At 69.7% G+C, this 18,726-nt stretch carries 12 protein-coding genes; 7 read left to right on the forward strand and 5 right to left on the reverse strand.

What is annotated here, in order from left to right; genetic code table 11:
• Positions 1-190 precede the first annotated feature (190 nt).
• From ACIO3S_RS22640 to ACIO3S_RS22655, 4 genes are read left to right on the forward strand one after another with little or no spacing between them, the layout of a single operon-like run.
• On the forward strand, positions 191-6,496 hold the full coding sequence (locus ACIO3S_RS22640) for an Ig-like domain-containing protein (RefSeq protein WP_400467944.1): 6,306 nt from the start codon (positions 191-193) through the stop codon (positions 6,494-6,496).
• 10 nt (positions 6,497-6,506) lie between these two features.
• Positions 6,507-7,475 carry a MoxR family ATPase gene (locus ACIO3S_RS22645; protein ID WP_160026549.1) on the forward strand — a complete coding sequence of 323 codons (969 nt, stop codon included), beginning with the start codon at positions 6,507-6,509 and terminating at the stop codon, positions 7,473-7,475.
• Position 7,476: 1 nt separating this feature from the next.
• Positions 7,477-8,748 (forward strand): DUF58 domain-containing protein, encoded by a 1,272-nt coding sequence (locus ACIO3S_RS22650; protein WP_400467945.1) that lies wholly within the window; start codon positions 7,477-7,479, stop codon positions 8,746-8,748.
• On the forward strand, positions 8,745-10,982 hold the full coding sequence (locus ACIO3S_RS22655) for a DUF3488 and transglutaminase-like domain-containing protein (protein WP_400467946.1): 2,238 nt from the start codon (positions 8,745-8,747) through the stop codon (positions 10,980-10,982). Before ACIO3S_RS22650 ends, ACIO3S_RS22655 begins: the two co-directional genes overlap by 4 nt.
• A 1-nt stretch (position 10,983) precedes the next feature.
• Here ACIO3S_RS22655 and ACIO3S_RS22660 read toward each other — a convergent pair whose 3' ends face one another.
• The 3 genes from ACIO3S_RS22660 to ACIO3S_RS22670 are packed head-to-tail and all read right to left on the reverse strand — an operon-like array spanning position 10,984 to position 13,371.
• The gene (locus ACIO3S_RS22660) at positions 10,984-11,349 is read right to left on the reverse strand and encodes a PPOX class F420-dependent oxidoreductase (protein ID WP_400467947.1); all 366 of its coding nucleotides are present in this window, start codon (positions 11,347-11,349) and stop codon (positions 10,984-10,986) included.
• A 33-nt stretch (positions 11,350-11,382) separates the two neighbouring features.
• Positions 11,383-12,915 carry an FAD-dependent oxidoreductase gene (locus ACIO3S_RS22665; RefSeq protein ID WP_400467948.1) on the reverse strand — a complete coding sequence of 511 codons (1,533 nt, stop codon included), beginning with the start codon at positions 12,913-12,915 and terminating at the stop codon, positions 11,383-11,385.
• Complete coding sequence (locus tag ACIO3S_RS22670) at positions 12,916-13,371, reverse strand: DUF4383 domain-containing protein (RefSeq protein WP_400467949.1); 456 nt, start codon at positions 13,369-13,371, stop codon at positions 12,916-12,918.
• A 105-nt stretch (positions 13,372-13,476) separates the two neighbouring features.
• Between ACIO3S_RS22670 and ACIO3S_RS22675 the strand changes: the two genes are divergently transcribed.
• A complete protein-coding gene (locus tag ACIO3S_RS22675) occupies positions 13,477-14,010 on the forward strand; it encodes a DinB family protein (RefSeq protein WP_400467950.1) in 534 nt (177 codons plus the stop codon).
• 11 nt (positions 14,011-14,021) lie between these two features.
• Here ACIO3S_RS22675 and ACIO3S_RS22680 read toward each other — a convergent pair whose 3' ends face one another.
• Complete coding sequence (locus ACIO3S_RS22680) at positions 14,022-15,179, reverse strand: helix-turn-helix domain-containing protein (RefSeq protein WP_350840953.1); 1,158 nt, start codon at positions 15,177-15,179, stop codon at positions 14,022-14,024.
• 95 nt (positions 15,180-15,274) lie between these two features.
• On the opposite strand from ACIO3S_RS22680, the gene ACIO3S_RS22685 reads away from it, so the two are divergent.
• Together ACIO3S_RS22685 and ACIO3S_RS22690 are read left to right on the forward strand one after the other, a co-directional pair.
• Positions 15,275-16,435: a ferredoxin reductase gene (locus tag ACIO3S_RS22685; RefSeq protein WP_400467951.1), complete on the forward strand. Its 1,161-nt coding sequence runs from the start codon at positions 15,275-15,277 to the stop codon at positions 16,433-16,435.
• 32 nt (positions 16,436-16,467) lie between these two features.
• The gene (locus ACIO3S_RS22690; RefSeq protein WP_350718587.1) at positions 16,468-17,718 is read left to right on the forward strand and encodes an acyl-CoA desaturase; all 1,251 of its coding nucleotides are present in this window, start codon (positions 16,468-16,470) and stop codon (positions 17,716-17,718) included.
• 67 nt (positions 17,719-17,785) lie between these two features.
• Here the strand turns inward: ACIO3S_RS22690 and ACIO3S_RS22695 are convergent, their stop codons facing one another.
• The gene (locus tag ACIO3S_RS22695; protein WP_400467952.1) at positions 17,786-18,682 is read right to left on the reverse strand and encodes an NAD-dependent epimerase/dehydratase family protein; all 897 of its coding nucleotides are present in this window, start codon (positions 18,680-18,682) and stop codon (positions 17,786-17,788) included.
• Positions 18,683-18,726 lie beyond the last annotated feature (44 nt).

Genomic DNA, 18,726 nt, shown 5'->3' on the forward strand with positions numbered 1-18,726 from the left:
GGATGCGAAATAGTGGTGCTGGAAGCGGACACTTTAGAACATCCCGTACGGTATCGGTGAGCGTGTTCACTGAGCCGTGTGCCACGTTTGGCTAGTTCGTGTGGCTTCTTACCCTGAGGCGCGCCTAGAGTAAGCCAGGCTTTTCGCGTCGGCTGGCCATTTGGCATGGAAGGACTTGGGGAGAGTCTTGGTGGCACGTTTCGGGATGGCGCCCGGGTGGATGCGGCGTCATCGGACCTCCATCGCGTCCTGGGCAGCTCTTGCCGTCGTTGCGAGCGGGTTGACCGTCTACGCGATCCAGTCGACGGGCTACCCCGTGCACAAGGCCGATCTCGACGACGGCGGCATCTGGGTGACCAACCAGTCCTGGGGCACCCTGGGCCGCCAGAACCGCCCCGTCGCCCAGCTCGACGGTGTCGTCTGGGCAGGCAACGAGACCGGGTCCAGGTCCGAGCGTGCCGGCCTCGACGTGGTGCAGAACGGCATCGCGGTGGCCTCCGTCGACCGCGACGCCCGCACCATCACGCCGGTCAACACCAAGCTCGCCGAAGGCATCGATGACGACGCGGTGACCGTGAAGGACAGCCGCGTGGTGATGGGTGGCAACACCATCGGCGTCGCCGAGCAGAAGACCGGCAAGGTCTGGCTCACCTCCGTCGACCCGACCGCCGGCGTCGGCGACCTCTCCGACCTCTCCGGCTCCGCGAAGCCCACCGAGACGGTCGGTGCCGACGCGGTGCTGACCATCGGCACCGACGGGACCGCGTACGCCGTCTCGGCCGCCAAGCGGACGCTGACCGCCTTCGCCCCGGACGGTGAGCGGTTCGCCGACCCCGAGGAGACCAAGCTCCCGAAGGCTCCGGAGTACGCGGAGACACCGACCTCGGCGACCGTCGTCGGTGACGATGTCATCACCCTCGACCAGGCCGGCTGGCTGCTCGGCGCCTCCAAGGGCTCCGACATCGCCGTCGACTTCGGTGACACCGCGGAGAGCGCGGTCCTCCAGCAGCCCTCCGTCAACGCCAAGGACGTCATCGTCGGTGACGGGGAGGGCCTCAAGGCCGTCGACCTGCGCAACGGTGAGATCCGCCGTATCGCCGAGTCCGCCGGCGACCCGGCGGCCCCCGTACGTCTCGGCGACTGCATCTTCGGTGCCTGGGCCAACGGCTCGACCGGCTCGGTGGTGACCCAGTGCGGCGAGGGCGAGCCGATCCTGGGCGAGATCCCGACGCTCGGCCCCGCCGCCGAGCTGGAGTTCCGGGTCAACCGTGGCCAGCTGGTGCTCAACGACCTGCGCAACGGCGATGTCTGGGAGATCGACGGCGCCGACATCAAGAAGATCTCCAACTGGGAGGCGTTCCAGCCGCAGACCCAGAAGCAGAACCAGAAGAAGGACAAGCAGCAGCAGCAGACCAAGGCCGCCCAGGCGCCGAAGGCCAAGGACGACCAGCTCGGTGCCCGCGCCGGACGCACCACGGTCCTGCACGTCCTCGACAACGACTCCTCGGCCAAGGACTCGATCCTGAGTGTGGTCTCGGTCGGCGAGGCCTCCGTCAAGGGCGTCGAGGCCACCATCGCCCCCGACCGGCAGTCGGTCCTGGTGACCGCCCCCGAGTCGGCGCAGGGGAAGAAGACCAGCTTCAAATACACGGTCGACGACGGGATGAAGGGCAAGGCAGGCCAGGACGACGCCAGCGTCGAGCTCAGCATCGAGGGCTCGGGCGGCACCGGCAAGCCGACGCTGCGCGAGCACTACACGCCGACCGACTACACCGTCGCGGCCGGCGGCACCGTGGAGATCCCGGTCGTCGGCGACTGGCGCGACGAGCGCTACGGCGACCCGGTCACCGCCCAGTCCCCGACCGCGTCCAAGGGCAAGGCCAGCGTGACCCCCGACGGGCTGCTGCGCTACACCGCCGCCGCGGACGCCTCGGGCAGCGAGAACCTCGGCTACCAGGTCAGCACCGGCGGCAAGCCGTCGAAGGACAAGGTGCGGATCAACATCGTCGCCGGAGCGACCACCGCCTCCCCGGAGCCGAAGGACGACGTCGCCGAGGGCACCCAGGGCTCCTGGGTGACGATCCGCCCGCTCGACAACGACATCCCCGGCGCCGACCCGTCCAACCTCGACGCGACCCTCACCCTCGCCGGCGACGTCCCGCCCAAGGGCGGCCTCGAGGTGAGCACCGACCGGGAGACCGGCGTGGTGCGGGCCAGAGGGAGCTCGCCGGGCACCTACCAGCTCAGCTACAACGCCGGCTTCGGGGCTGCGAAGCCCGCCGCGGCGAAGATCCGCGTCGACGTCAAACCCGCCTCCCAGGCGGCGGACGAGCCGATCGCGACCCCGGACACGACCGCCGTCCTCGGCACCTCGACCCGCACCCTCGACGTCCTGGCCAACGACTACGACTCCCGGGGCCGGCTCCTCGCCGTGACCCATGCCGAGCCGGTCGGCGACAGCGACCTGACGGTCGCCGTGCTCGACGGGCGCTGGCTGCGGATCCAGGCGTCCAAGCCCGACATGGACCCGTCCACCCAGGCGATCCGCTACACGATCAGCAACGGCGCGGCCGAGGCCGAGGGATCGGTGACGGTGAGCCAGCGACCAGCGCTGCGCGGCGCCGAGAACGCCCCCGAGGCGGTCGACGACGAGGCCACGGTCCGGGCCGCCGACTCCGTCTCGATCCCGGTCCTCGACAACGACTCGACGCCCTCGGGTGACCCGGTCGGCCTGGTCGTCGACCAGACCATCGAGACCAAGGGACAGCTGCAGGTCCTGGGCCAGCCCACGGTCGGCGAGGCCTACATCGACGGCAACCGGGTCCGCTACGTCGCCCCTGATGACGTGAAGGGGCCGGTCGACGTCGATGTCCGCTACGTCGTGCAGAACACCGGCGACCCCTCCGCGGAGCACTCCTCGGGCAACATCCGCATCCACGTCAAGCCGCTGCCTAAGAAGAAGGCGGACAACTCCGCGCCCGCGCCGAAGGCGCTGGAGTCGCGGGTGGTCCAGGGCGACGAGGTCACGTTGCGGCTGCCCACGGTCGGCACCGACCCCGACGGCGACTCGGTCTCGGTGACCAGGATCAACAGTGCCCCCGCCTACGGCCGCGTCCTTGCCCACGGCGCCAACACGATCACCTACCAGGCCTTCCCCAACGCCGCCGGCACCGACGAGTTCACCTACGAGGTCAGCGACCCGTTCGGTGCGGTCGCGACCGGCACCGTGCGGGTCGCCGTCGTCGCGCCCGGCGCGCCCCAGCGGCCGGTCGCCGTCGACGACCTGGTCACGCTCGACCCCGCCAAGAAGCTGACCTACGACGTGCTCGCCAACGACCTGCGTACGCCGGGGACCGAGCTGCACCTCGCCTCGACCGACGCGACCGAGGGCTCCAACGTCAAGCAGCGCTCCGACGGCATCGTCACCGTCCAGGGTGGTTCCGGGGAGCCGTTCCAGCACGTCCCCTACCGCGCCACCACGGGTCTCCACGAGGACACCGGCGAGCTCGCGATCCGCTATCAGGAGGGCTACGACAACCCGCCGATGGCAGGGATCGTGGTCGCCCATCCCGAGGGCGACTCGTCGACCACCACCGTCGACGTGATGACCAAGGTGACCGACATCGACGACTCGCTCGAGGACCTCACCGTCGACGCGGTCAAGGGTCCTTCGGTCGGCGAGGACGAGTCCAAGCCGAAGATCGACGACGGCAAGGTCACCCTGCCGGTCGGCGACAACACCCGGGTGTGGACCTACCGGGTCACCGACCCCGACGGCGCCCAGGCGGTCGGCTCGATCTACGTCCCCGCGCGTCCCAAGGACGCCCCCTACCTGAAGCCGGGCTCCGAGCTCCAGCTCAACCCTGGCGAGACGAAGAACGTCGACATCACCGACTACGTCGAGGACCCCGAGGGCGACCCGGTCGTGCTGACCACGACCGACAAGATCGTGGCCGCTCCCGAGGGCATGCTCAACACCGGCGACACCACCGCGACGACCGTCAAGGTCACCGCCGGCGAGACCAAGGGTCCGGCGACCCTCACGTTCGAGGTCGCCGACCGCGAGAAGATCACCTCCGCCGACGCCCACCTCTCGGTGATCTCGCTGCCGGTCCAGATCGGCAAGGAGGAGCCGGAGATCAACTGTCCGAGCACCCCGGTCGAGGTCCCGGAGAGCGGCAACGGCGCGCTGGTCGACATCGCCGCCATCTGCCACGTGTGGACCGCTGATCCGGGCGACGCCGACGACCTCGACTTCACCGCCGAGGTCGGCGACGGGCTCGACGGGGTCGAGGTCAAGCCCGAGGACGGTGGCCTGCGGCTCACCGCCGAGCACGCCGACGCCGGCGCCCAGGGCGCCCTGGAGATCGGCGTCGAGGGCACGGACGCGACCGGACAGCTCCTGGTCACCGTCATCGCGCTGCCGGCGCCGTCGCTCTCGCCGATCAAGCCGCTGCAGACCGAGGCCGGGAAGACGGTCGCCATCGACCTGGCCGACTATCTGCAGACACCGGTGCCGTCGGAGTCGCAGGAGATCGTGGTCACCAAGCTCGACCCGGTCGACGGCGACTCGCCCGACATGGGCAAGGCGAGCGGCTCGAAGATCACCTTCAACACGCCTGAGGAGGGCCACGGCCACTACCGCTACGCGATCGAGGTCAGCGACTCCGGCAAGGACTCCAAACGGGTCAAGGCCACCGGCGTCATCGAGGTGGACGTCATCGACGTCCCCGGCGCGCCGACGGGGCTGCGTACGACCTCCGACTTCCTCTCCAACGTGGTCGCGCTGTCGTGGAACGCGCCGAAGGACAACGGTGACGACCCGATCCAGCGTTACGAGGTGGAGGCCAACGGCGACCACGTCCAGGACTGCCCGTCGACCTCGTGCCGGATCACCGGTCTGAAGAACGGCGTCGTCTACGACTTCCGCGTGCGCGCGGTGAACTCCGTCGGCCCGAGCCGTGAGTGGAGCAACTCGGCCGAGGGTGAGCCCGACGCCTACACCGGTCCGGTGCAGAACCTCCGCGTCACCCGCCAGCGTGACCACCAGGTCGAGCTGAGCTGGAGCAAGCCGGCGCCGTGCGACTGCTCGGACGTGCAGAAATACCGGATCAGCTGGCCCGGCGGCGGCATCAAGGACATCTCCGCAGGTCAGACGACGTATGCGGCGGCAGTCAGCTCCAACGGCGACCCGGTCCAGTTCACCGTCGTTCCGCTCAACGACAAGGGCGTCAAGACCAACAAGGGTCCGACGGCGACCGTCGAGGGGATGGGTGCCGGCAAGCCGGACACCCCGGCGACCCCGACCTTCGAGTGGGCCAACACGGCCAACAACTCCGGCAAGGCCGTGACGGTCTCGTGGAGCCCGGTCGCGGCCAACGGCCCTGCCCCGGTCACCTATGAGGTACGCCGCACCGGCGGCACCGGTGAGAAGATCGTCTGCTCCTGGGTGACGGAGACCAGCTGCCGCGACGACGTCGCCAACGACGGCACGATCTACACCTACGCCGTCAGGGCCCGCAACGCCGAGGCGACCTCGCCGCGCGAGACCAGTGCCGGTGGTTCGCCGGAGGCGCACATCTCCAGCTACTCCGCTGGCGGCAAGGTCGAGGCCGCGGCGACGCCCGAGGCGGTCTCCTTCGCCAGCGCGACCCCGACCGGGGCCAACGGCACGGCCGAGATCGTCTTCACGCCGCAGGCCTCGCACGGCAAGACCAACCGGGTCGAGTGCCTGCGCAACGGCTCCTCCTGCGGGAGCTGGACCTACTCGCCCGAGGGCGCCGGTCAGCAGACCAAGACGATCACCGGCTTCACCAACGGCACCTCGACGGCCGTCCAGCTGCGCGCCTGCAACGACTCCTCCGGCGGCACCGGTGCCGGGGCATCCTGCGGCGCCTGGTCGTCGAAGAACGTGACCACCTACGGTCCGCTGGGCACACCGTCGATCTCGGCGAGCGTCGACGGCAACAAGGTCAATTGGAGCGTCAACTACAACCCGAACGGCAAGGCGGCGACCGTCACCGTCAAGCGCGGTGGCACCGAGGTCGCCCAGTTCGGCACCGGCACCGGTGCGGGTAGCCGCTCGGGTACGGACACCGCGCCCGAATGGAACACGTCCTACACCTACACCGTGACCATCAGTGACTCGCCGCGGGCGAGCAAGTCCGACTCGGTCACGGTGCGGACCGACCCGCCGCCGGATCCGATCCTCGAGGTGAACAAGGCCGGTGAGTGCACGGGCGCATCGTGTCCGGAGCCGGACGTCGCCTGTGGCGGCACCTGCTGGTACGTCGGCTCGACCATCACCGACCTCGCCTTCCCGGGCAAGACCTGGGAGTGCAGCACCAACTCCACCAGCTCGCGTTGGAACGTGACCATCGGGAGCAATGGCAAGGGCTCGGGCAGCGGCCGGGGCTGGGTCGGCGCGAACACCCCGTTCAGGGTGACCTGCACGACGTCGGGTCGACCCACTCTTTCGAAGAACGTTACGTGGTAGGAGAGAAGAAATGACCGTCACGACCGAGCAGGCTCGTTGGTTCCACGAGACCTTCGAGAAGCTTGCCGACAACGTCGAGAAGGCGGTGCTGGGCAAGCGCAACGTGATCCGCCTGGTGCTGACCGCGCTGCTCTCCGAGGGCCACCTGCTCCTCGAGGACTACCCGGGCACGGGCAAGACCCAGCTCGCCCGCGCGCTGGCCAACACGGTCCAGGGCTCGCACGCCCGCATCCAGTTCACGCCGGACCTGCTCCCGTCCGACGTCACCGGCGTGACCGTCTACGACCAGGGCAAGGGCGCCTTCGAGTTCCACCCTGGTCCGATCTTCCACTCGATCGTGCTGGCCGACGAGATCAACCGCGCCTCCCCGAAGACCCAGTCGGCGCTCCTGGAGGTCATGGAGGAGGGCCGGGTCACCGTCGACGGCGCCACCCGCGAGGTCGGCCGCCCGTTCATGGTGATCGCGACCCAGAACCCGATCGAGCAGGCCGGGACGTACCGGCTGCCCGAGGCGCAGCTGGACCGCTTCCTGATGAAGACGTCGGTCGGCTACCCCGACCAGAACGCCACCGTCGAGCTGCTGATGAACTCCTCGGTCCGTGACCGCGCCACCCTGGTCACCCCGATCATCACCGCCCCGACGGTCACCCAGATGGCCGAGATGGCCGACCAGGTCTACATCGACCCCGCGATCGTCGCATATGTCTCTGCGCTGGTCGACGAGTCGCGTCGCCACAAGCACGTACGTCTCGGCGCCTCCATGCGTGGCTGCCTCGCCCTGGTGCGCACCGCCAAGGTGTGGGCGCTCGCTGAGGGCCGTTCCCAGGTGCTGCCCGACGACGTCAAGTCGCTGGCCGAGCCGGTGCTCTGCCACCGCCTGATCCTCGACCCCGAGGCGATGTTCAACGGCATCACGGTCGAGGACGTCATCGGCGACCTGCTCACCTCGGTCCCGGCTCCCACTGAGCGTGTCGCCTGAGATGAGCAGGCTCAGTGTCCGCAACACCGTTGCTGACCTGCGGAAACGACTCGCCCCGGTAGCGTCCGGGGCGGGTTCGGTCTACTCGTTCGTCGCCGACCGGGTCCGTCCGTGGTTCGGCACGGTGACCTCGATCGGCTGGGGTGTGCTGCTCCTCGGCGCGCTGGCTTGGGTCGCCGCGACCGCGCTCGGCTGGATCGAGGCGGCCGTGGTGGCGATGGCGGCGCTGTTCCTCGTGATCGGTGCGGCCTTCTTCATGATCGGACGCACCCGGCTCGCAGTGGCGACCGTGGTCGAGCCGCCGCGCGTCGCCGTGGGCCAGGCGCTGACCGGCGAGCTGCGGGCCCGCAACGAGGCGCGCGGTCCGCTCGTCTCGACGAGCCTGGAGTTCCCCATCGGAGCCGGTGGGGTGACGTACGACCTGCCGATGCTGCTCCCCGGCGCCGAGCACACCGAGCTGTTCGTGGTGCCGACCCAGCGCCGCGGCGTGATCGACGTCGGTCCCGTCCGGACGGTACGCGGCGACCCCCTCGGCCTCTTCCGGCGCGTGCAGGAGTGGACCGACCGCACCGAGGTGTTCGTCCACCCGCGCACCACCCACCTGGAGCCCTTCGGGGTCGGTCTGGTCCGTGACCTCGAGGGGTCCACGGCACAGAACACCTCGATGAGCGACCTCGCCTTCCACGCGCTGCGTGAGTACGTCCCCGGCGACGACCTGCGCCACATCCACTGGCGCTCCTCGGCACGCCACGGGCAGCTGCTCGTGCGCCAGTTCCTCGACACCCGCCGCTCCCACATCGTCGTCATCGTCGACTCCTCGCCGATGTCCTACGACAGCGAGGACGAGTACGAGACCGCGATGTCGATCGCGGGATCCCTGCTGCGGCGCGGGATCCTGGACGAGTTCGACGTCTCGTTCGCGACCGGCGACGTGCTGATGGTGCGCGCCACCGCGGCGAGCGGGGGAGGGCGTACGGCTCTGGACGCCTGCTCCCGGGCGAAGCCGCAGCAGACCAACCTGATCGAGATCACCGCCGAGGCCGCCCGGCAGGCGCCGGACGCGTCGCTGGTGATGCTGGTGACCGGGCGCTACCCGGAGTTCGTCGCGCTGCAGCGCGCGGCCGGCCAGTTCTCGGTCGATGCCACCACCGTCGCCGTACGGGTCGACACCTCGCAGCGCGCCGGCTTCAAGGCCGTCGCCGACCTGCCGATGCTCACCCTGCCCGACCTGGACCAGCTGCCGATCGTGCTGTCGAAGGGGTTGTCCGGATGAAGAAGCACCACGCCGTCGACGCCCTCCTGCTGTTCCTTCTCGGCACCATCGCCTTCCTCGGCTTCGACGACACCTACGCCGGCTGGACCTACCTGGTCGCCGGCGTCGCCGGGCTGCTGCTCGGGATCCTCATCGCCTTCGTCGGCCGCGGACAGCCGGTGGTCGTGCTGGCCGTCGGGCTCCTGGCCGCCTTCTTCGTGCTCGGTGGCGCGGTCGCGCTACACGGGATCGGCGACCTCTCGTTCCTCCCGGTGCCCGACACGATCGGCACCCTCGCCGACAACTCCGTGCACGGCTGGAAGCGACTGCTGACCACGCTGCCGCCGGTCGACGGCGGGGCGCTGCTGACGATCCCCTACATCCTCGGTCTCGTCGCCGGCTGTGTCGGCTTCGCGCTGGCAGTGCGGATGAAGGCGGCGCTGCCGCCGGTGCTCGTCGCGTTCGCGCTGATGGCCGGCGTGATCCTGCTCGGCGTCCAGGACCCGTCCAAGACCGCTCTGCTCGGCGCGCTCTTCGGAGCGATCGCGATCACCTGGCTGTGCATCCGCGGGATGCGGGCTCGTGCCCTCGCCGCCGGCGGCCGACGCCTCTCACGGACCGCGATCGGAGCCGCCCTGTGCCTCGGCGCGGCCGGGCTGGCGTTCCTCGCAGGGCCGCTGCTCCCGGGTCTCGCGCCCGAGCGCACCGTGCTGCGCGGTGAGATCGAGCCGCCCTTCAACGTCGGGCAGTACCCGTCGCCCCTGGCCGGCTTCCGGGTCTACACCAAGGGCTACCAGACGCCCGAGGACGACCGCCGGCTCTACGAGAAGGACCTGTTCACCGTCTCGGGCCTGCCCGAGGGCACCCGGGTCCGGGTCGCAGCGATGGATTCGTACGACGGCACCGTCTGGCGCGCGGCCAACGACTCCGGCGAGACCGAAGGTCCCGACGACACCTTCCAGAAGATCAGCTCGACGCTGCGCAACCCGCTCGCCGACGGCAAGCAGGTGCGCGGCACGATCACGATCGGGGAGGACTTCGGCGGCGTCTGGGTGCCGCTGCCGACCGCGCTGACGCACATCTCGTTCGACGGTCCCGACGCCGACTCGTTCCGCTACAACCTGGCGACGTCCACCGGTGTCCTGCCGTCGGCGCTGAAGCCCGGCGACTCCTACTCCTTCACCGCCTCGGTCGCCGACGAGAAGGTCGGGGAGAAGAGCGAGACCTGGTCGGGCGGGTCGCCGATCGGCGACGAGGCCGCCCAGTTCCAGGCGCTCGCCGCCGAGTACGCCGGTGGTGGTGACTCGCCGATCACCAACGCCCTGGCGGTGGCGGAGAAGCTGAAGGAGGAGGGCACCTACACCGACGGGGAGCCGCCCAACCAGCAGTACCCGGCCGGCCACTCCCTGCGTCGTCTCGCCGACTTCACCGCCAAGGGCGGCCAGCTCGCCGGCAACGACGAGCAGTACGCCGCGCTGATGGCGATCCTGGCCAACCAGGTCGGCGTCCCGGCCCGGGTGGTCCTGGGTGCCGTCGTCGGCTCCGACGGCGTCGTCCAGGGCAAGGACATGCACGCCTGGGTCGAGCTGCGGATGTCGGACGGGTCCTGGGCCACCCTAGACTGGTCCGAGTTCATGAACACCGAGAAGCCGCCCGAGCAGAACGCGCCTCAGCCCGAGGAGCTCGTCACCGGCAAGGTCGTCCCGCCGCCGGCGCCCGTACGCCCGCCCGCGACCTCCGGCGACCCGCTGGACGAGTCGGTCAACCAGAAGGCCAACTCCCGGCCCGACGGGTTCACGCTGCCGGGCTGGCTGATCGCCGTCTTCACGTACGTCGGCATCCCGCTGCTGCTCATCGCAGCCCTGTGCGGGGCGATCATCGGCGCCAAGATCTGGCGGCGACATCGCCGGCGCACGCGCGGGACTCCGGTCGCCCGTCTCTCCGGTGGCTGGCGCGAGACGCTCGACCACGCCCGTGACTTCGGGGTCGGGGTGCCCGTCGGCGCCACCCGCCGCGAGCAGGCCTCCGCGCTGTCCGCGTCGCCGGGCATGGACGGTGCGCCAGGTCTGGCGCTGCTCACCGACACCACCATGTTCGGCGAGGCCGGGCCGCAGGACGACGAGGTCGCAGCCTTCTGGGAGCAGGTCGGCACGCTTCGCTCATCGATCTCCGACTCACGCACCAGATGGCAGCGCATCCGGGCGGCGATCAACCCACTCTCGCTGGTGCCGCCCCGGCTGTTCCGGAAGCGCTGAGTCAGTCACCGAGACCGTAGTCCCTGATCGAGTCCGCCGTGATCCGGAGGACCTCCCGTGAGGTCCCCGGCATCGGCGGGTCCACGTCCGTGAGCGCCTCGGCGGTGCCGCGGATCTCGACCATCCGCGGCTTCCACGGGTTGGTGGACTCGAGATCGTCGACCACGAAGGCCACCTTGGCGTGCTTCTGGGCGTTCCGGAACTTCCGTGATCGGCCCATCTCGTAGCCGCCGATGATGATCCGGTGCTCCTCGTCGATCGTGAACCCCACGGGGTTGTTCTGCAGGCCGCCGTCGGGGGCAAGGGTCGCGAGCCTGCCCAGCGGCTGGGTGCGGAGGTAGCGGAGCTGCGTGTCGGTGAACTTCATGGCACCAGCGTCGGTGCTCATGTCGGCTTGAGGTCAAGCCGGATCGGGATCGTGGGTGCCGGGTCGGGCGAGCGGTCTGACGGCGGGCCCGTCCAGGACGGAGCCGTCAGGGGAGAACCGGGACCCGTGGCAGGTGCAGTCCCAGCTGGTCTCGGCCTGGTTCCAGTGCAGGGGACAGCCGAGGTGGCTGCACTTGGGGCTCACCGTGTGCAAGGCGCCCGCCGGGTCCCGGTAGCCGCCGACGGTGTCGCCGTCGAGGTCGACCAGGCCGCCTTGGCCCGGTTGCAGCTCGGAGGCGGGGCGGGCCTCAGGGTCGTGGCGGCGGCCCGCAACGAGCTCCTCGCCGACCTTCAGATTGTCCTTGATGAGTCGGCCGACGCTCCGGACGTCGCCGATCCGGCTCGCGTCGAACACCGGTAGCCACGGGTTGTCGGTGCCGGCGAGAAGATCGGCGAGCATCATCGCGGCCGCGGTCCCGCTGCTCAGGCCCCACTTCTGGAAGCCGGTGGCCACCAGGATCATCTCGCTCGTCGGTGGGTAGCCGACGTAGGGCAACCGGTCCGGGGTGAAGTAGTCCTGCGATGACCAGCGGTAGTCGATCTCCTCGACGTCGAAGGTGGTGCGGGCCCAGCTCTCGAGGTCGGCGTACATCGCCTCGGTGTCGGGCTCGGCACCGGTCTCGTGGCCGTTGCCGACCACGATCAGGCCGTTCGGGCCGGGGTCCAGCCAGGGCCGGGTCGAGCGGCTGGGCGAGTCGATGCCGATCGCCATGCTGGTCGGCGCCGGGTCGCGCAGGCGGACCGCCAACCCGTAGGAGCGGGAGGGCCTGGTTCGCGCGAAGTAGCCGCCGAGCAGGCCGGGCGGGAGCAGTGAAGCGACGACCACCTTGTCGGCCACCACCGTCCCGGCGTGGGTGGTGAGCTGGACGGTTCGGTCGCTCTGCTCATCGATGTCGATGACCCGCGTTCCCTCGCGTAGCTGCCCGCCGGCCGCGGTGAACGCGTCGGCGAGGCCCGCCAGGTATCTGCCGGGGTGGAAGTGGATCTGGTCGTCGAACGCAACCGCGGCCTCGACATCGAAGGGCAGGTCGGTTCGGTCGGTCACCCGTGCGGGGAGCCCGAGCCGAGCAGCGGCGCTCGCCTCATCCTCGATCCGGGACCGCTGCTCCGGCTGCCGGGTATAGGCCAGCGCCGGCGCTCGGGTCAGGTCGCAGCTGATCTCCAGCTCCGTGGCGAGGTCGGCGACCTGCTCGACCCCGGCGCGCATCGCGCTGGCGTACAGCCGGGCGTCGTCCTCGCCGTGCCGCTCGACCAGCTCGGTATAGATCAGCCCGTGCTGCGCGGTCACCTTTCCGGTGCTGTACCCCGTGGTGCCTCCACCCACGGTCGCCGCCTCCAGCACGGCGACCTGGAGGCCGCGCCGCTGGGCGAGCAGGGCAGTCGTCAACCCGACGATGCCTCCGCCCACCACGGCCACATCGACCGCGAGATCAGCCTTCCGACCCGATTCCGGCGTGGCGGACCGCGGCCTTTCGGCCGTGGCCAGCCACACGCTCGTGCGTTCCATTCAGAGTGCGCCGGGTCGATCCGTTGTTCGCCCCAGTCCCAGGCCGAGCGCCAGCATCCCCACGCCTAGCACCAGATGAAGCCAGTTGTCGGCGCTGTTGACGGGTACGAAGTTCGCGCTGCTGCCGTGGTCGACGGCCACGCCGTAGATCAGCAGGACCATGTAGATCGCCCCGCCGGCGATCAGGTAGGCGCGGGCTCCGCTCCACGAGGTGGCCAGGACGAGCCCGGCGATCCCGAACAGGAGATGCACGATGTTGTGCAGGATCGACACCTGGAAGATGCCGAGGAGCAGGGCGGTGGATTCGTGGCCGGCGAAGGTCATCGAGTCATAGTCGGTGGTGACGCCCGGGATGAACCCGAGGACTCCGACGAGCAGGAACGTTCCGGCCACGACCGTCGCTGCGGTCTGCAGCGTCGTTGCTGTCATGGACCGATAGGCAGTGGCGTCAGTCATGCCTGGCGCGGTACCCAGTTAGCCGGGTTCGCATGCCGCTCCCACGGCTACGCAGTTCCGCTAATCGGAAGGCTTACGTCCGGAACCCGGCCTAGCGTGAGCGGCATGACGATCGAGATGACCCCGGTCATGGACGAGACCGGGACGCTGCTCAGCACCCTCGACCGGATCCGGCGTACGTTCGCCTGGAAGTGTGGCGGGCTGACCGACGAGCAGCTTCGCCAGCGACTGGAGCCGTCGAAGATCACGCTCGGCTGGCTCCTCAAGCACCTCGCGTTCTGTGAGGACCACTACTTCACCGCGGTCCTCGCCGGCAACGGCTACCCGGACGTCTGGGCGCAATACGGCCCGGACGAGGAGGGCTGGGACTGGAAGACCGAGGCCGAGGACACCGCCGATGGGCTGATGGAGCTGTGGGAGGGTGCGGTCGCCAGGTCCCGCAGGTCGATCGCCGAGGCCCTCGGCAGGAACGGGATGGACACGCTGGCGACCAACCCTGAGTGGCAGGTCGAGGCCAACGCCCGCCGCTACGTCGCCGACATGATCGAGGAGTACGCCCGCCACACCGGTCACGCCGACCTGATCCGCGAGTCCATCGACGGCCTCGTCGGCGAGGACCCGCGGAACGGTGAGGCCTGACCCGGCAGCGCTCAGCCGAGGGCGACCGTGAGGGCGAGGAGCATCGCGGGGTCGTCCAACCGGTCCCCGTAGACGTCGCGTAGCTGCCCCATCCGGTAGCGGACGGTCTGGGGGTGGATGAAGAGATCGGCGGCTACCTCGTCGCGCCGGCCCTGGTGGAGGAGCCAGGAGCGGAGGGTCTCGGTGAGCTTCTCGGCGGTGGCGGGGCGCAGGTCGGCCAACGGGGCGAGGACCTGGGCGCGCAGGTCCTCGCGGGCATCGGCGTCGGCGGAGAGGACCAGCTCGACCAGGTGCTGCTCGGTGTCGGAGCCGAGGCCCGCGTCGTGGGCGCGGCGGGCACGCTCGTACGAGACCCGGGCCTCGCGCCAGGGCTTGGCCGGGCCGGCGATCGACCGGCGACCCTCCAGCGCCTTCATCAGTGCCCGGCGCCGGCGTCCGTGCGCGTCGGGGACCAGCAGCAGGGTGTGGTCGTCGAGATCGCGCAGGTCGTCGTGCTCCAGGGTGCCCTGGTTGACCTTGGCGAGGATGGTGCCGACCTGGGAGTTGGGGACGAGCACGGCGGTCAGCGTGCTCGGCGGGGTCCACTCGGCCCGCACGGCCGCGTCGTCGAGCTCCTCCGGGGTCGTCTCGGCCAGCAGCTTGCGGGCGAGCCGCTCGCGCAGCTGCCGGCGTACGCGTCCGGTCGTGGCGCGCTCGTCGGCATGCCCGGCCGCCGAGGCCTCCGAGATCTCGTCGATCCAGGCGAAGACCAGTGCGGAGAACTCCACCAGCATCGCCGGTTCCATACCGCCTTCGACGGCCTTGCTCGCGAGCTCTCGCCAGGCCACTCGGGCGCCGATACGATACGCCGCCAGCAGGGCCTCCATCGTCCGCCCGCTCCTCGCCTCGCCGCGGCCCAGGTCATAGGCACCCTGGACCGCAGGCGGCGTCGCGGCTGACACGTCTGAGGCCAGGCCCGCCCCGGAGGCGAGCGACAAGAATCCGCCCAGTGCTACGCCGACCGCGTTCCGGATGGTCTCGCCCATGTGTCCCGAGAGCGCGTCCTGGTAGGGAGGCACCTCGGCGATGATCGCGGCGACCACGTCGTCGCCGACCTGGGGGAGCACAGCACGGATCGAGGCGACGACCTCGGGCGTCAGATGGACGTCATAGGACGAAAGAGCCGGCACATCTCGGGAACTTTTGTTCGTCACGTATAAATCCGCCTATCAGATTCACGTCGCTAACACAGGAGTTTACCTCGAATAAGTAGCACTATGGATACATGGCTGAGATCTCTACATCCCCCGCCCTGTTCGCCCCGGGCGAGGTCAGGCGACCCGCGCTGCGGGAGAGGCTCTCCCGCAAGGTGTGGGAGGTCGCCGAGACGATCGCCACGCCCCTGGCGCCGGCCGACTACCTGGACATGTTCAACCCCCTCCGACCCGGCGCTGACCTGCGAGGACGCGTCGTCAAGGTCACTCCGGAGACCGCCGACGCGGCCACCATCGAGATCAAGCCGGGAGCCGACTGGAACGGCCACACCCCGGGTCAGTACGTCCGCGTGGGCGTCGACGTCAACGGCGTACGCCACTGGCGCGCCTACTCCCTGACCCACGGCCCCCGCAAGGACGGCCTCATCTCGATCACCGTCAAGGCCGTGCCCGACGGCAAGGTCTCCAGCCACCTGGTGCGCCGCCTGCGCCCCGGCAAGATCGTCCACCTCGAGCAGGCGGCCGGCGACTTCGTCCTGCCCAGCGACCTGCGCGGCCACAAGTTCCTGATGGTCACCGCCGGCTCCGGCGTGACTCCGGTCATCGGGATGCTGCGCAACCTCTTCCCGGTCACCGACGAGGGCGTCGTCGAGCACCAGCGGCTCGACGTCACCGTCGTCCATGTCGCCCCGAGCCGCCCGGACTCGATCTTCATCCGCAACCTCGAGTCCCTCGCCGAGGCCGGCGCGATCCGCCTCGTCACCCGCTACACCGGCACCGAGGGCCGCATCGACATCGACACCCTCACCGAGCTCGTCCCCGACCTGAGGGAGCGCAAGGCGTACGCCTGCGGTCCCGCCGGTCTCCTCGACAACCTCCAGGCCTGGTACGACGAGGCGGGCCTGCCGCTCCAGACCGAGCAGTTCCGTCTGGCCACCGTGGTGACCAGCGAGGGCGGCACGGTCGCCTTCACCGGCAAGACCGTCGACGCACCTGGTGACAAGCCGATCCTCGACGCCGCCGAAGAGGCCGGCGTCCTCATGCCGAGCGGTTGCCGTATGGGCATCTGCTTCGGCTGTGTGCTCCCGATGAAGGAGGGCGCCGTCCGCGACCTCCGCAACGGCGAGCTCACCGTCGCCCGCCCGGGTGAGACCGGCCCCGACGGGGTACCCATCCAGACCTGCATCTCCGCCGCCGCCGGCGAGTGCGTCATCGACCACCCTGCCTCCTGAGGCATCCCCCACAAGACGAGAGCGAGACAGTCATGACCATCGCACCTGATGCCCCGGCCTACACCGGCCCGATCGCCCACCTGACCCGCGACGACATCGAGCAGCTCGGCCGCGAGCTCGACGCCATCCGCCAAGAGGTCATCGACACCCGCGGTGAGCGCGACGCTGCCTACATCCACAAGGTCATCAAGGTCCAGCGCTCGCTGGAGCTCGGCTCCCGTGCCGTCCTGCTCGCGAGCATCTTCCCGCCGGCGTTCGTCGTCGGCACCGTCGGTCTCTCGATCGCCAAGATCCTGGACAACATGGAGATCGGCCACAACATCATGCACGGCCAGTGGGACTGGATGCGTGACCCGAAGATCCACTCCACCGTGTGGGAGTGGGACAACGCCTCGACGAGCGAGGGGTGGAAGCACTCCCACAACGAGCTGCACCACACCTACACGAACATCGTCGGCAAGGACAACGACCTCGGCTGGGGCATCATGCGCGTCGACGAGGAGCAGCGCTGGACGCCGGCGAGCCTGTTCCAGCCCGCGATGAACTTCATCAACATGTGCATCTTCGAGTACGGGATCGCGATGTACGACCTCGAGCTCGGCCGGGTGATCCGGCAGAAGAAGAAGGGCCGCCGCCCGTCCGCCGAGTGGCAGATGGCGGCGAAGCGTACGGTCGCCAAGGTCCGCCGCCAGGCGTTCAAGGACTACGTCGCCCACCCGCTCGTCTCTATGGTCACCCTGTCGGGCCCGACGACGCTGCTGGCCAACGTCATCGCCAACTTCACCCGCAACGTCTGGACCCACTCGGTGATCATGTGCGGTCACTTCCCCGAGGGCGTCGAGACCTTCGAGCTGAAGGACATCCCGGAGAACGAGACCCGCGGTGAGTGGTACGTCCGGCAGATGCTCGGCTCGGCCAACATCTCCGGCTCGAAGTTCCTGCACGTGATGACGGGCAACCTGTCCCACCAGATCGAGCACCACATCTTCCCGGACCTGCCCTCGAACCGCTACGCCGAGATCGCCCCGAAGGTCCGCGCGCTCTTCGACAAGTACGGCCTCAACTACCACTCCGCGCCGATGCCGCAGCAGGTCGCCTCCGCGTGGCACAAGGTGCTGCGCCTCTCGCTGCCCAACGGCTTCCTCGAGTCCACCAACGTGCGCAACGCGCCCTCGCAGGTCGTCAAGCTCGTCAAGGCGGTCCGCGGTGACACCCGCACCCGTCGCCGGCTGCTCAAGGAGTTCGAGGCCGCCGGCGCCGCCTCCGTCGGTAAGGCCATCTAGTTCGCTACGACGGGGAGCTCTCGTCGGCTACCTGCAGGTAGACCGACGAGAGCTCCCCGTCGTACGTTCAGGCGTCGTACGCCCCGGCGGCGATGTCCTCCAGGAGCGTCGGGCCCGTCGGCTCCCAGCCCAGAGTCGCGCGGGTGATGTCGGATGAAGCCGACACATCCGTGCTGAACATCATGGACATCCAGCCGAAGTGGGCTTCGGCGTCCTCCGGGCTGATCGACCGCACCGGCAGGCCCAAGCGGTCACCGAGCGCCTCCGCGATCGTCCGGGTGGGGATGCCGGCCTCGGCGACCGGGTGCGCACGGAAACCGGCAGGCGCCTTCTCCAGCGCGAGTCGCACCATGCGGGCGGCGTCCGGGCGGTCGACGGAGGACCAGCGGTTGCTGCCGTCGCCGATGTAGCCGGACACGCCGCCCTGCTTCCTGGCGACCTGAGCAAGGTAGGTGACGAAGCCGGGGTCGCCGGCACGGCCGTGGACGATCGGGAAGCGCAGTGCCACAGGGCGTACGCCCTTCTCGGCATGGCTCAACGCGAGGTTCTCGCTGCCGCCGCGCATCGAGTCGGGTCCGTGGAAGGGGCTGGCATCCTCCTCCGTGGCGATGCGCCCAGGGGCGGCTCCCGCGGCGCCGCTGGCGAACAGGAACGCCTTTCCGCTGCCCTCGAGGGTCTCGAGCATGGCGCTCACCGCGGCACGCTCGGAACGTCCGGCAGCGGCGTAGTTGTCGAAGTCGTGGTTGAACGCCAGGTGGATGACGGCATCCGCAGCCTTGGCAGCGACCGCGAGTGATCCGGGGTCGCCGAGCGAGCCCCGGTGGACGGTCGCGCCCTTGGCCTCCAGGGCAGCCGCGGCCGCCTCGGAGCGGGCCAGGCCGGTGACGGCATAGCCGTTGGCGAGCAGCTCATCGGTGACCGCGGAACCGATCCAGCCGGAGGCTCCGGTGACGAAGATGTTCATCGGGTTTCCTTTCATGTCAGTAACTGACATCGACGGTAGCACGC

The sequence above is a fragment of the Nocardioides sp. NPDC087217 genome, assembly GCF_044744805.1.
GTDB lineage: Bacteria > Actinomycetota > Actinomycetes > Propionibacteriales > Nocardioidaceae > Nocardioides.

Coding starts and splice junctions, on each gene's coding strand:
- ACIO3S_RS22695 (WP_400467952.1), bottom strand. CDS start 18,682: ATGAACATCTTCGTCACCGGAGCCTCCGGCTGGATCGGTTCCGCGGTC.
- ACIO3S_RS22675 (WP_400467950.1), top strand. CDS start 13,477: ATGACGATCGAGATGACCCCGGTCATGGACGAGACCGGGACGCTGCTC.
- ACIO3S_RS22655 (WP_400467946.1), top strand. CDS start 8,745: ATGAAGAAGCACCACGCCGTCGACGCCCTCCTGCTGTTCCTTCTCGGC.
- ACIO3S_RS22690 (WP_350718587.1), top strand. CDS start 16,468: ATGACCATCGCACCTGATGCCCCGGCCTACACCGGCCCGATCGCCCAC.
- ACIO3S_RS22645 (WP_160026549.1), top strand. CDS start 6,507: ATGACCGTCACGACCGAGCAGGCTCGTTGGTTCCACGAGACCTTCGAG.
- ACIO3S_RS22665 (WP_400467948.1), bottom strand. CDS start 12,915: ATGGAACGCACGAGCGTGTGGCTGGCCACGGCCGAAAGGCCGCGGTCC.
- ACIO3S_RS22650 (WP_400467945.1), top strand. CDS start 7,477: ATGAGCAGGCTCAGTGTCCGCAACACCGTTGCTGACCTGCGGAAACGA.
- ACIO3S_RS22670 (WP_400467949.1), bottom strand. CDS start 13,371: ATGACTGACGCCACTGCCTATCGGTCCATGACAGCAACGACGCTGCAG.
- ACIO3S_RS22685 (WP_400467951.1), top strand. CDS start 15,275: ATGGCTGAGATCTCTACATCCCCCGCCCTGTTCGCCCCGGGCGAGGTC.
- ACIO3S_RS22660 (WP_400467947.1), bottom strand. CDS start 11,349: ATGAAGTTCACCGACACGCAGCTCCGCTACCTCCGCACCCAGCCGCTG.